Consider the following 13,333-nt stretch of genomic DNA (forward strand, 5'->3'; position numbering starts at 1 on the left):
GGAGGTGCTTATTTAAAATGGCAGTAAAAATTCGTTTAAAGCGTATGGGAGCTAAAAAGACTCCTTTCTATCGTATCGTAGTTGCAGATTCTCGTTCACCACGTGACGGCCGTTTCATCGAAGTGGTTGGAACTTATAACCCTGTTGCTGAACCAGCTAAAGTTGAAATCAATGAAGAATTGGCTCTTAAGTGGTTACAGGATGGTGCAAAGCCATCAGACACAGTTCGCAACTTGTTCTCTAAAGAAGGCATTTTGGAAAAATTCCACAATGCTAAAAACAGCAAGTAATCGTAAATAATCAATGAAAGAACTCATTGAAACGATTGTTTCTGCCCTTGTTGATCATCCCGAAGAAGTACAAGTGACTTCGAAGGAAGAGGATGACAGAATTATATATATCCTTTCTGTAAGCAAGGATGATATGGGAAAGGTCATCGGCAAGCAGGGGCGTGTTGCTAAGGCGATTCGGACTGTAGTATATGCAGCAGGATCCTCACAGCATAAGAAAATCTATTTGGAGATTTCCGAATAAGGGAGGGCTAACACCCTCCCTTTTTTGACCTTTAAATTTAATACGAAAACGAAAGAAATGGTAGCGATGTCCCTGCCGTTTTTTTATATCAGCTTCTTGAAAAATGATAACTTTGTGAATGAAGCATTGGAAAATATCGGTGTATTATAGTGATGTAAACATATCCGCAGGCGCCGGATAGCCAGCCAGCTGGCTTAAGGGTCATAGGCAAGCCATCGAATTTACTTGCATATAAATAGATGCATACTATTAAATGATTGCGCTGGGATTTAGTTATAATAGGATTAGAGCCAGCATGCAGCGGCCATGGTAAGTACAAACCCGCCATACATATATGAACGCCCAGCTTGAATGAAAAAGAAGGAGGCGCTGGAATGAAAATTCTACAGAATGTTATCGTCAGTCAGGTTTTGACAGAATCCAGCAAGAATCAGCTCCTCGACAGGTATAAAACAAGACGGGCCCAGCTTCAAAAGGAAGGAGACCAGCTTCGCTTTGAACTAAGGAAACTGGAGAAAACCAAAAAATTTCAGCCTGCCAGTCTGCGCACTCATTTTGAAAAAGAAATCAACAGCCGGAAAGAGAAAATTAAGCTGCTGGAGTTCCAAATCGAGCAGCTTGAAATACTGCCGATTGGAAGTGAACTGAAAGAGCGTGAGGTCCAAAGTATTGTCGATGTCGAAGTGGGAGCCAATTGGGACGAGCTCATCCAAACGAAGACTATTGTAATCAAAGATGGAATCGTATCAGAAATTCGTTAGGGGTGAAACACTGTGGAAAAATGGTTTAATGTAGGAAAAATAGTTAATACACATGGAATAAGAGGAGAGGTACGGGTTATTTCAAGGACCGATTTTCCGGAAGAACGATATAAAATCGGAAATACGTTATACCTGTTCAGGGAAGGGCATAAGGAACCGCTTGAACTTAAGGTCGAATCTCATCGGAAGCATAAAAATTTTGACCTGCTGACATTTGAAAATTACACGAATGTAAATATGGTGGAGCCTTTCAGGGACGGCATCCTGAAAGTGGACGAATCACAGCTCGGAGAACTGGAAGAAGATGAGTTTTATTTTCATGAAATCCTCGGCTGTACCGTTTTTACCGACGAGGGTGAAGAAATAGGAAAAATCCGAGAAATCCTTACTCCTGGGGCGAATGATGTCTGGGTGGTTAAAGGCAAGGGTGGAAAGGATATACTAATCCCGTATATTGAGCCAGTTGTCAAAGAAATAGATATCAGCGAGAAAAAGATAATAATAACTCCTATGGAGGGATTACTGGATTAATGAAAATCGATGTGCTTTCTATATTCCCGGAGATGTTTCAAGGAGTATTTGGGTCATCCATATTAAAAAAGGCGGCTGAAAAGGGGGCTGTCTCCTATTCAGTGACGAATTTCCGCGACTATGCCGACAATAAGCATAATACGGTGGACGATTACCCCTATGGCGGCGGTGCTGGAATGGTCCTTAAGCCCCAGCCTATATTTGATGCGGTAACGGTACTTGGTAAAGGGCGGGAGAAGAAGCCCAGGGTGATCCTGCTATGTCCGCAGGGTGAACGTTTCACCCAAAAGAAAGCGGAAGAGCTCGCCCGTGAAGATCACTTAATTTTTGTTTGTGGGCATTATGAGGGTTATGATGAACGAATCAGAGAGAACCTGATCACTGATGAGATATCGATTGGCGACTATGTGCTAACCGGAGGGGAGCTTGGGGCAATGGTGGTGATCGACAGTGTTGTCCGACTATTGCCTGGTGTCTTAGGAAATGAGGATTCTCCTGTACTAGATTCATTTTCATCCGGTCTCCTCGAGCACCCGCATTACACCCGTCCTGCAGACTTCAGAGGGATGAAGGTGCCTGAGACCCTTCTTTCGGGGAACCATAAGAAGATAGAGGAATGGAGAATGAAGGAATCGCTTCGCAGGACCTGGAAGCGGAGACCTGATCTGCTGGATGCCTATGAACTGACCGAGCAAGAAAAAAAGCTCCTGGAAGAAGTAAAAAAAGAAGGCTGATGCTATTGCACCAGCCTTCTAAATATGCTAAGATACTTTTTGTGGCTTAGGCGAAGCTTAAGCTTTAAAACGATGTTCCGCTGCAAAGAGATAAGTTTGTAAGAGCATCCGGGAGGAGATGAAAACGATGCAAAATATTATTGATGAAATTACAAAAGAACAACTTCGCACTGATCTTCCTGCGTTCCGTCCTGGTGACACTGTACGTGTACACGTTAAGGTTGTTGAGGGAACTCGTGAGCGTATTCAGGTATTCGAAGGTGTTGTAATCAAGCGTCGTGGTGGTGGAATCAGCGAAACTTTCACAGTGCGTAAGGTTTCTTACGGTGTTGGAGTTGAGCGTACATTCCCTGTACACACACCAAAAATCGCGAACCTTGAAGTAGTACGCCACGGTAAAGTACGCCGTGCTAAGCTTTACTACCTACGTGAACTTCGCGGTAAAAAAGCACGTATCAAAGAAATCCGCCGCTAATAGCAGGCTTTCTGCGATTACAGCTGAGATTGCAATATTACATGTAAAAAAGGAGCTTGGTAACCAAGCTCCTTTTTTAATGCCTGGGAATTTGAACTAAAGCGCAATGTGACCCTCTAGTATTACTTTTAGTGAAAGCCCTCCCGATTCAGCGGAAGGTGCTTAGAATACACTGAAAAATTGAATTGGTTCCATCGTTCTGCTCACCTACGGCTCTCTAAAACTTATGTTTATTGCAAGTGTTATTATTCTAGGATGATAAGTACACTGCCGACTATACATCTTTGTCAGCATTTTGTACTCTTAATTAGCGAGGAAGGTTTATTTTCCTTTATATTTGTAAAAGAAAATTGTAAGATGTTATTATGCTTATTTTTTGAAGGGTGATAGAAATGGCAAAAAAGAAAAATGAAGTTTGGGAATGGACAAAGGCACTTATCATTGCGGTTTTATTGGCAGTTGTGATCCGGTACTTTTTGTTTGCGCCAATTGTAGTCGACGGTTTGTCAATGTCGCCGACACTGCATGACCAGGACCGTATGATTGTCAACAAAATTGGCTATACTCTTGGAAAACCAAAGAGATTTGATATCATAGTCTTCCATGCACCAGAACAGAAAGACTACATAAAACGGATTATCGGGTTGCCGGGCGACCGGGTGGAGTATAAGGACGATGTGTTATATATCAATGGAAAGCCATATGAAGAGCCTTATTTGGATGCTCAAAAAGCCAAAGTACAGGATGGCCCGCTTACTGATGATTTCACCCTGGAAGACACGCCAGTAGGGCAAAAGACCGTTCCGGAAGGACAATTATTTGTAATGGGTGATAACAGGCGATTCAGCAAGGACAGCCGCCATATCGGCGCAGTCCCTATGGGGAAGGTCCTAGGCAAGACAAAAATGGTGTACTGGCCCGTGAAAGATTTCCGAATGGTAAAATAACGGACCATCAAGGCAGAAAAGACAACCTTTGTAAGAGGAAAGGTGGATTCCATTGACTATACAGTGGTTCCCGGGCCATATGGCCAAAGCTAGAAGGGAAGTAACAGAAAAACTAAAACTCATTGATATCGTATATGAGTTGGTGGATGCGCGCCTGCCAATGTCTTCGCGCAATCCTATGATCGACGAAATTATCCAGCATAAACCGAGGATTATATTATTAAACAAAGCTGATATGGCCGATCCAATCAAGACAAAGCAATGGCTTTCTTATTTCCGGTCACAGGGGAAAACAGCCGTGGCCATTAATTCCCAGGCAGGCAGCGGCCTGGGTCAGATTACGGCTGCCTCAAAAGACCTCCTGAAGGAAAAATTCGACAGAATGAAGGCGAAGGGGATTAACCCAAGGGCAATTCGCGCGATGATAGTTGGCATACCAAACGTAGGAAAATCCACTCTCATAAACCGGCTCGCCAAAAAGAACATCGCAAAAACAGGGAATATGCCTGGTGTCACAAAGGCCCAGCAGTGGATAAAGGTTGGGAAAGAGCTTGAGCTTCTTGATACCCCTGGAATTCTCTGGCCTAAATTCGAAGATCAGGAAGTCGGCTTGAAGCTTGCGCTGTCAGGAGCCATTAAGGATGCGATATTGAATTTACACGATGTTTCTCTATACGGCTTAAGGTTCCTGGAAAAGGAATACCCTGAGCGCTTAAAGGAAAGATACAATCTAAACGAGATTCCACAGGAAACTGTAGAACTCTTTGATACGATTGGCACTTTCAGGGGATGCCTGATGGGAGGCGGGATGATAGACTATGACAAGACCTCCGAACTGGTTGTGAGGGAAATTCGTTCGGAAAAGTTTGGACCGCTGACATTTGAAGTTCCTGGTGATAGGCCTATTGATGAATCCGAAGGCCCTGATCAGGGGAAAAATCGTGAAAACGGAACAGAAGAATAAATGACAAACAAGGCTCGCAGGTTGTACTAAAGAGTGCTGCAGACCCATTTGATGGTTAGCTGCCCCTCTGTACACAATGCGGGCCTGGCTTTTTTAGCGATGCTGTAAGTGAATCGCCTATAAAGCTTTAGGAAAAATATACGATATTATTAATGGTGAATAAATATGAACAAGACAATGAGCATCAGAGAAATAGAAGAAAAGCTTAGAGAAATAGACAGCCTCAATCATCCTTTTATCCGTAAATGCAAGACGGATGAAAGAAAGGGTGTTGCCGATCTTCTGGAAAAATGGCGCAATCGAATAAATAAACAGCTCGCTTTGAAGGAACAATTCATGCAAATGTCGGTTTATGAACAGGATCTTCACAGCCAGGGCTTTGAGTTAGTGGCTGGCATTGATGAAGTCGGTCGGGGGCCTTTAGCCGGTCCTGTAGTGGCCGCGTCCGTCATTTTACCGGAAGATTTCTACCTGCCAGGATTGAATGATTCTAAAAAAATACCAGAGGCAAAACGAGAGATATTTTACGACATTATCCTGAAAGAGTCCACTTCCATTGGCATTGGAATCATCCATAGTGAAGAAATTGACAGGCTGAATATATATCAAGCAACCAAAAAAGCGATGCTGTCAGCAATCAGAGAACTCGAAGCTACACCGGATTATCTGCTTATAGACGCCATGTCTCTTGAAGTCCCAATGCCTCAGCTCTCTATTATAAAAGGAGACTCCAAAAGCATTTCAATCTCTGCAGCTTCCATCATAGCAAAAGTTACGAGAGATAGAATGATGAAGCAATATGCCGAAGCATTTCCTCAATATGGTTTTGAAAATAACATGGGATATGGTACAAAGGAGCATCTTAAGGCACTAAATTTATATGGTCCTACCCCGTGGCACAGAAGAAGCTTTGCACCGGTAAAAGATGCAGGCAATAAGATTGAATAAGGACGTGAGATGACCATGCAACGAATTGGCGGCCAAGGCATTCAGCAGCTAAATATGCAGAACAAATCATATTCGAGCTTTAAAGCAGGCCAGATATTGTATGGCAAAATAGTAAAAATATACCCGCACCAGATTGCTGAAGTGCACATCGGCAGCCAAAAACTATTTGCCCAGCTGGATGCGCCGCTGGCCGCGGGTGGGAGGTATTGGCTGCAGGTACAGCCGGGTGAAGGAAAGCTTCAGCTAAAGGTGCTTCCTTCCGACGCTGTTGCTGGCAAGGATGGGCTCGATCATTCGGCACAGCAGATTTTAACACACTTATCGCTTGGTTCCACAAAAGAATCTGTGGAATTGGCCAAATTTTTATTTCAAAATCAGCTTCCCATCACAAAAGAATCTTTTATAAAAGCTTTGGAATGGCTAAAAAGCTCGGACAACCTGGATGGAACCCGGCAAACCATTCAAAACATGCATGCCAAAAACCTTCCTTTTATCGATGATGTTTACTTTGCCCTTCATTCGGTACAGAAGGAAGAACCCTTGCATGCTCTGCTTGCTGATTTATACAAGAAAATGAGTGAAGGGGACAATGAAACAGATGTTGCTGGAAAGCTTCGGGCTCTGATTGGGAAATTGCTGGGGAATAATGAAGCATCAGAAATTAAAATCAATTTTAGATATGTATTATCCTCCTGGCTTGACGAAAAATCTACCCCAGGGAATCAAGCGGCAGCATTTACCCAAATCCAGCGAGCCGGATTTATACCTGCTGCGATGACGGAAGATGTATTTTTTGAGAGGCTGATGTATGCCTCCGGCTTAAAAGGTGAGACCTTTATAGGCAGCGAGGCCCGGACTGCCCTGCATAATATGTTGCAAAAAACGGAAATCTCAAGCTCCTTATTGCAGGCAAGCCAAACGGACCAAAAGCCGACAGACACATCAATGCAGCCAAACGCTGAATCGACTCCAATGTCACCGAAGCAGGGTACAGCCTTGCCGCAAGTGAAAAATATATTATATAACATGCTGATCGATAATCAGGGCAGCAAACTGGAACAGCGTGCTCTGGTAAACTTGTTTTCAGCGGGAAGCGGGCAAAAATTGGATCCTGGGACAGATGCAAGGCTTGCTATGCTTGTGTCTATGGATAAAGTAAATAATGAAAGTGGAGATCAGGTACAGCTTCCTCTTCAAAAATTGGAAGCAGAACTGGTTTTTGACCCGGGAAAGTCTTCATCTTTTGCAAAATTGCTGCGGGACATTCCAAATTTGCTCGGGATGAGTTTAGAATCTATGTTAACAAAGCCGGAAATTAACAGTGGACAGCTGGATACTCTCAAGCCGTTGCTAATGCAGCTAATGCATGAAAATCAGCCGAATGCAGTAAAGGACATAGCGGCGCAAGTGATTCACAGGATCAATGGCCACCAAATATTATCCCAGGAGGCAGGCCCGCTCCAAAATATTTTTATGCAATTGCCTCTGGTTTTAGGAAGTCACCACACCGACATGACCATCCAATGGTCGGGAAGGAAAAAGAAAGATGGCAGCATTGACCCGTCTTTTTGCCGCATTTTATTTTATCTGGAATTAGAGCAAATGGACATAACAGTCGTTGACATGGTTGTCCAAAACCGGGTTTTGAAGGTGGCAGTCATAAACGACAGGGCCGCCCAGTATGATATAAACGTACAGCCTTTCATTAGCATGCTGAAAGAGAATTTGCTTTCATTGGACTATAAGTTATCTTCCGTTTCATTTAAGAGCTCTGAAGAGGCTAAAAATGCTGAGAACCGAATGAAAGCCCAAAGGTCTAAGATGCCTGTTCCCGACAAATCCTATAGCGGGGTGGATTTACGAATATGAAAGATCAAAAGAGACTCGAAGCCGTAGCTCTTAGGTATGAAAATGATGCAGATGATGCCCCAACAATCATTGCAAAGGGAAAGGGAAAGGTCGCAGAGAATATCCTGGCTTCCGCGGCTGAACATAATATCCCTGTGCAGCAGGATCCAACCCTGACAGAGCTTCTGGGGAAACTTGACATCAATAAGGCCATTCCTGAAGAACTTTATCAGGCTGTAGCAGAAGTGTTTGCTTTTATTTATAAAATAGATAAAACGATAAAAGATCATCCTAAAAAGGAATGATCTTTTTTGCATTCTTTGCTCAGTGTAAATGCCACACCTATCGGTAATTGTCCGCATCGAAATATTCATTGTTACTATTATCGTAAATAGCTTCATTTAACGAGGTGGCTTCCGGATCATTAATCAAGATTGGGCCGCGACCCCCTGATCCAATTTCCGGATGTTGTTTCCTATTGGTATCCAGGCCTTTTACATTAACTGCTGCAGATTCTTCTGAGTGTTCATATGGGTCAGCGGTACCGTGCTTGCTGCTGGCATCATTCCCTGCATTTCGGTTATCGGCATATTGATCTTTTACAGGCATTTCAATCCCTCCTATTCTTGATGGCTTTATTAGTTTATCTGTAATATTCAAATAGATACAGATAGAACACATTAATCGGGGAAAATGGTAAACTAAGCGGGCAAACTTATCGGTAAAAGGAAAAGGGGTTTCCAGGTTGAATGAATTGAGCATCCTAACAAAAATAAAAAATAATCTTTCCAGTTTTACAAGTGCGGAGCAGAAATAGCACAAAACATACTGCAGCATCCAGAGTTCATCCCTACCATGACAACACAGGAACTGGCCAACCAGGCTGGAGCAAGTGAAGCGAGTATCGTCCGTTTTTGATTGGTGTTGGAAGCTTTAAAATGCTTAAGGCTGTACTGACAAAGGAAACTACAGCTTCAGAATCCAAATCAATGATTTTTCACCGTTTGAAACACAGGACACATCATACAGCTTATTCCACAAAGTTACATTTTTCAATAAATCCGCCATTTAGCTCTCACTGAACACACTGGATAAAAAAGATTTTGTAATGGCGGTAGACAAGGTCCGCCATGCAGGGAAGAAAGCACTTTTTAGCGTAGGAGAATCCTATCCACCGGCAATAGATGCCCAATATAAAATAATGAATCTGGGTATTCTGCAATTGCCTCATCTGATTTTTATTACTTGGTTTCGCTGGTATCCATGATGAAATCTGGGGATGTCCTATTTCTTATCAGCAATTCAGGGAAAGCCAGGGAAGCGCTGGAAATCGCTTCATGTGCAAAAGAACAGTCTGTAACTGCGGTGGCCATTACGACGCTGCAAAAGTCACCTCTTTATAAGACGGCGGACCTTAAACTTTGCATTCCGAAAGTAGAAGAGGAACACCGCATTGGGACGATTGCATCGCGCATGGCCCAGTTAAATATTATTGATGCTCTTTATTTAAGCTTATTCATAAAATGGGCAAAGATATTGTTGGCTCCATTCAATCAAATCCAGGGAAAACGAGACTGTAAAAAAACATTAAAATTTTTGGTATTTATGAAATTTAAATTCATATTTTAATAATTTAATTGAGGTTAAATTTCGTACTTACTATAATGAGAGCGTATTCAAAAACTAACCGTTTATGCCAATTAAGCATAGAAAGAAATGATTAGGTGCTTAAAATATGCTGGGAATCCCCGTTTTTCTAGGAAATCAAACTGAAGCCATGCAGGATGAATATTTGAAGAACATGAAGGAAGCCGGATGCCAGTCCATTTTTACATCACTCCATATCCCAGAGGATGATGCCTCCGGATATAAACATTTTTTGGAAGTCCTTGGGCGACAGGCATTAAAGCATGATATGGAACTGATGGCGGATGTCTCGCCGATGAGCCTGAATAATTTGCCGAAGAATGATTGGGTGAATGTCGTAGGGAAAATTATAGATAAAGACCTTTCTTTACTGCAGTTCATTGGACCTGGAAGTGAATTTAGAATTATAGAGGTATTGAAGGCCATAAAGGCCTTTTTTTGTTATACTAGAAAACAATTTATCTGCTCTATATATACTTTATTTATCTAACTTTATAGCTATTTATTGAAAGCAATTCCCAGAATTTTATATTACTAGAAAATTAAAATTAGTTATAAGTATTTTGCATGTAATAGTGGACAAGTATTTTTACTTTTTATACAATTAGGAAGCAGTCAAATAATAATAGGCTCGACATAATCTGATGTATTGTGTAAATGGGCTGAAAAATGGCGTAAAATGGTTATATGAACCAGCACTCTACTCATTTTTCAATATTGCTAGAGTTAACAAGGAGGATGGGAAATGAATATCCATGAGTATCAAGGGAAAGAGATCCTCAGAAGCTACGGGGTAGCTGTTCCAAACGGACGTGTTGCATTCACTGTAGAGGAAGCGGTTGAAGCTGCGAAGGAACTGGGCACTGAGGTAGTTGTCGTTAAGGCACAAATCCATGCTGGCGGACGCGGAAAAGCCGGCGGCGTTAAGGTTGCCAAAAACCTTGATGAGGCACGTACATATGCTCAAGAAATATTGGGTAAGACGCTTGTTACACATCAAACTGGCCCAGAAGGCAAAGAAGTTAAGCGCTTACTGATTGAAGAAGGCTGCGACATTAAGAAAGAATATTATATTGGTCTAGTATTGGATCGTGCGACTTCCCGTGTTGTTCTTATGGCCTCTGAAGAAGGCGGAACAGAAATCGAGGAAGTGGCAGAAAAGACTCCTGAAAAAATCTTCAAGGAAGTAATCGATCCTGTTGTCGGCCTTACAGGCTATCAAGCTAGAAGAATCGCATTTAATATCAATATTCCAAAAGAATTGGTAAATAAAGCTGTCAAATTCATGACTGGGCTATACAATGCATTCATCGAGAAGGATTGCTCCATTGCTGAAATCAACCCGTTGGTTGTAACAGGCGATGGCAATGTTATGGCACTTGATGCGAAATTGAATTTCGATTCCAATGCCTTATATCGCCACAAGGACATTTTGGAGTACCGCGACCTTGAAGAAGAAGATCCAAAAGAAATCGAAGCTTCCAAATATGACCTTAGCTACATCGCCTTGGATGGAAACATCGGATGTATGGTAAATGGTGCAGGACTTGCGATGGCAACAATGGATATCATTAAGCATTATGGCGGCGACCCAGCCAACTTCCTTGATGTTGGGGGCGGTGCTACAGCCGAGAAAGTAACAGAAGCATTCAAGATCATCCTATCAGATGAAAAAGTAAAAGGAATCTTTGTAAACATTTTCGGCGGGATCATGAAGTGTGATGTAATCGCTGAAGGTGTTGTTGAAGCTGCCAACCAATTAGGTCTTCAAGTTCCGCTTGTTGTGCGTCTGGAAGGTACAAACGTAGACCTTGGCAAAAAGATCTTGAAGGAATCCGGTTTGAATATTACGCCTGCTGAATCTATGGCAGACGGTGCACAAAAAATCGTAGAGCTTGTAGGATAATAGGCAGGGGGGACCACAAATGAGCGTATTTATTAATAAAGATACAAAAGTCATTGTACAGGGTATCACTGGTTCAACGGCTTTATTTCATACAAAACAAATGCTGGAATACGGTACAAAAATCGTTGCGGGTGTAACACCTGGAAAAGGCGGAACTGAAGTAGAGGGAGTACCTGTCTTCAATACGGTAAGAGAAGCTGTAGAAGCTACAGGTGCCAATGCATCAGTTAACTATGTGCCTGCTCCATTCGCGGCAGACGCAATCATGGAAGCAGTGGATGCAGAACTTGATATTACAATCTGTATCACAGAGCATATCCCTGTCCTTGACATGGTAAAGGTAAAGCGTTACATGGAAGGGAAAAAGACTCGCCTTGTTGGGCCGAACTGCCCTGGTGTAATCACTCCTGATGAGTGCAAAATCGGTATTATGCCTGGGTATATTCATACAAAGGGCCATGTTGGAGTTGTTTCCCGTTCTGGAACATTGACTTATGAGGCAGTACACCAATTATCGCAGGCTGGTATCGGACAGTCTTCAGCTGTCGGAATCGGTGGGGACCCAGTAAATGGTACAGATTTCATTGACGTTTTGAAAGCCTTCAACGAAGATCCAGAAACTTATGCGGTCATCATGATCGGTGAGATTGGCGGAACTGCCGAAGAAGAGGCTGCACAATGGGTCAAAGCCAATATGACAAAGCCTGTAGTAGGTTTTATCGGAGGCCGTACGGCACCTCCAGGAAAGCGCATGGGCCATGCTGGTGCGATCATTTCCGGAGGGAAAGGCACAGCTGACGAAAAGATCCGTGTCATGAATGAAAGCGGCATAAAAGTAGCAGATACTCCATCTGTTATGGGTGAAACCCTGATTTCCGTACTTAAGGAAAAAGGTATTTACGACAAGTGTAAAACTCATTGATTAACTGACACAATACGTCCCTCATTATTAGATGAGGGACGATTTTTATACGATTGGCAGTTTGATTTTTTACTATTCATTCCCCGCTCTTCCCTTATTAGAATGTCCCTTATATAAATATTTACCTACAAAAGGAGTGACTCCGCTTGAACATCCGCGAAAAACTAATCCATTTGCACCATTGCAGGGGCATTGGCTGGAAATCAATCCATGCTATATTGAAGGCAGACCCTGCCCTCCAGAATATCTATAATTGGCCTGGTGAAGACTGGCGCAAATTCCTTCCATTATCCCCCATACAGCATCACCAATTTTTCCACGACCTCCATTCTATTGATATCATTGCGCTGATAAAGCAATATAATAATAATCAAATAAGCTGCATAACAATTATGGACGAGGGATATCCCTCCAAGCTGAAAAGTATTACTGACCCGCCATGGGTAATTTACGTAAAGGGAAATCATAGTTTGCTTAATGATTCTCCGTCACTTGGTGTCGTTGGTTCACGTAACCCGTCATCCTATGGCAAGGATGCCATACAGCTTATCCTGCCCCCCTTGGTACAGCAGGGGTATGTCATTGTCAGCGGGCTGGCATCCGGAATTGATTCGTTGGCGCATAAAATGACCTTGAATGGCAAAGGAAAGACAATTGGAGTCCTTGGAGGCGGGCTATTTCATATTTATCCTAAAGAAAATATACAGCTGGCTGATGTAATGATGAAGCGGGGATTGGTCCTTTCCGAAGCTGTCCCAAACAGGCGGGCGGAAGCATGGATGTTCCCAATGCGAAACCGTATCATCAGCGGGTTGTCAAATGGGGTATTTATAATAGAAGCAAAACGAAACAGCGGTTCTCTCATCACTGCCCAATATGCGCTGGAACAAGGCAGGGACGTGTTTGCGCTACCGGGAAACATAACCAGCGAATTATCTGAAGGAACGAATAAAATGATACAGGATGGGGCTAAGCTGGTTATGGAGGCCAGCGATATATCGGACGAAATTTTTTCTTTGAATTATCTTTAATATAAGTTAATATATAAATCACAGTTTGAAGAATGTTCCGATAATTTTTAGGTCCAGGAACAAAAAGCTTGAAATAAACATAAAT

General features: G+C 42.6%; 17 protein-coding genes. 16 read left to right on the top strand and 1 reads right to left on the bottom strand.

All coding sequences use genetic code 11. The annotated features are described in order from the left end of the window. Nucleotides 1-17: 17 nt before the first annotated feature. From rpsP to V1500_RS09965, 11 genes are all read left to right on the top strand, one after another. Nucleotides 18-290: a 30S ribosomal protein S16 gene (gene rpsP, locus V1500_RS09915; protein ID WP_409305394.1), complete on the top strand. Its 273-nt coding sequence runs from the start codon at nt 18-20 to the stop codon at nt 288-290. 13 nt (nt 291-303) lie between these two features. Then, nucleotides 304-534: a KH domain-containing protein gene (locus tag V1500_RS09920; protein WP_409305395.1), complete on the top strand. Its 231-nt coding sequence runs from the start codon at nt 304-306 to the stop codon at nt 532-534. Between the two features lie 374 nt (nt 535-908). After that, nucleotides 909-1,295, top strand: coding sequence for a YlqD family protein (locus tag V1500_RS09925; protein ID WP_409305396.1), 387 nt, complete (start codon nt 909-911; stop codon nt 1,293-1,295). Nucleotides 1,296-1,307: 12 nt separating this feature from the next. Further along, entirely contained in the window at nt 1,308-1,826 is a 519-nt protein-coding gene (rimM, locus tag V1500_RS09930; protein WP_409305397.1) for a ribosome maturation factor RimM, read from the top strand. Continuing rightward, a complete protein-coding gene (gene trmD / locus V1500_RS09935; RefSeq protein ID WP_409305398.1) occupies nt 1,826-2,560 on the top strand; it encodes a tRNA (guanosine(37)-N1)-methyltransferase TrmD in 735 nt (244 codons plus the stop codon). Before rimM ends, trmD begins: the two co-directional genes overlap by 1 nt. Nucleotides 2,561-2,687: 127 nt before the next feature. Beyond that, complete coding sequence (rplS, locus tag V1500_RS09940; RefSeq protein WP_409305399.1) at nt 2,688-3,035, top strand: 50S ribosomal protein L19; 348 nt, start codon at nt 2,688-2,690, stop codon at nt 3,033-3,035. A 392-nt stretch (nt 3,036-3,427) separates the two neighbouring features. After that, entirely contained in the window at nt 3,428-3,982 is a 555-nt protein-coding gene (lepB, locus tag V1500_RS09945) for a signal peptidase I (RefSeq protein WP_409305400.1), read from the top strand. A gap of 52 nt (nt 3,983-4,034) precedes the next feature. Further along, complete coding sequence (ylqF, locus tag V1500_RS09950) at nt 4,035-4,946, top strand: ribosome biogenesis GTPase YlqF (RefSeq protein ID WP_409305401.1); 912 nt, start codon at nt 4,035-4,037, stop codon at nt 4,944-4,946. A 165-nt stretch (nt 4,947-5,111) separates the two neighbouring features. Next, nucleotides 5,112-5,894 carry a ribonuclease HII gene (locus V1500_RS09955; protein WP_409305402.1) on the top strand — a complete coding sequence of 261 codons (783 nt, stop codon included), beginning with the start codon at nt 5,112-5,114 and terminating at the stop codon, nt 5,892-5,894. A gap of 9 nt (nt 5,895-5,903) precedes the next feature. Then, on the top strand, nt 5,904-7,763 hold the full coding sequence (locus tag V1500_RS09960; RefSeq protein WP_409305403.1) for a hypothetical protein: 1,860 nt from the start codon (nt 5,904-5,906) through the stop codon (nt 7,761-7,763). After that, nucleotides 7,760-8,047: an EscU/YscU/HrcU family type III secretion system export apparatus switch protein gene (locus tag V1500_RS09965; protein WP_409305404.1), complete on the top strand. Its 288-nt coding sequence runs from the start codon at nt 7,760-7,762 to the stop codon at nt 8,045-8,047. Before V1500_RS09960 ends, V1500_RS09965 begins: the two co-directional genes overlap by 4 nt. 37 nt (nt 8,048-8,084) lie before the next feature. On the opposite strand, the gene V1500_RS09970 is transcribed toward V1500_RS09965, so the two are convergent. After that, nucleotides 8,085-8,351, bottom strand: a complete 267-nt coding sequence (locus V1500_RS09970; RefSeq protein WP_409305405.1) for a hypothetical protein — start codon at nt 8,349-8,351, stop codon at nt 8,085-8,087. Between the two features lie 654 nt (nt 8,352-9,005). On the opposite strand from V1500_RS09970, the gene V1500_RS09975 reads away from it, so the two are divergent. From V1500_RS09975 to dprA, 5 genes are all read left to right on the top strand, one after another. After that, nucleotides 9,006-9,371 (top strand): SIS domain-containing protein, encoded by a 366-nt coding sequence (locus V1500_RS09975; protein ID WP_409305406.1) that lies wholly within the window; start codon nt 9,006-9,008, stop codon nt 9,369-9,371. A 106-nt stretch (nt 9,372-9,477) separates the two neighbouring features. After that, a complete protein-coding gene (locus tag V1500_RS09980) occupies nt 9,478-9,879 on the top strand; it encodes a MupG family TIM beta-alpha barrel fold protein (RefSeq protein WP_409305407.1) in 402 nt (133 codons plus the stop codon). A gap of 255 nt (nt 9,880-10,134) precedes the next feature. Beyond that, complete coding sequence (sucC, locus tag V1500_RS09985; protein WP_409305408.1) at nt 10,135-11,295, top strand: ADP-forming succinate--CoA ligase subunit beta; 1,161 nt, start codon at nt 10,135-10,137, stop codon at nt 11,293-11,295. Nucleotides 11,296-11,314: 19 nt separating this feature from the next. Next, a complete protein-coding gene (sucD, locus tag V1500_RS09990; RefSeq protein ID WP_409305409.1) occupies nt 11,315-12,217 on the top strand; it encodes a succinate--CoA ligase subunit alpha in 903 nt (300 codons plus the stop codon). A gap of 146 nt (nt 12,218-12,363) precedes the next feature. Beyond that, complete coding sequence (gene dprA / locus V1500_RS09995) at nt 12,364-13,248, top strand: DNA-processing protein DprA (RefSeq protein ID WP_409305410.1); 885 nt, start codon at nt 12,364-12,366, stop codon at nt 13,246-13,248. Nucleotides 13,249-13,333: the final 85 nt, after the last annotated feature.

The organism is Peribacillus sedimenti, assembly GCF_046237635.1.
Taxonomy (GTDB): Bacteria; Bacillota; Bacilli; order Bacillales; family DSM-1321; genus Peribacillus; species Peribacillus sedimenti.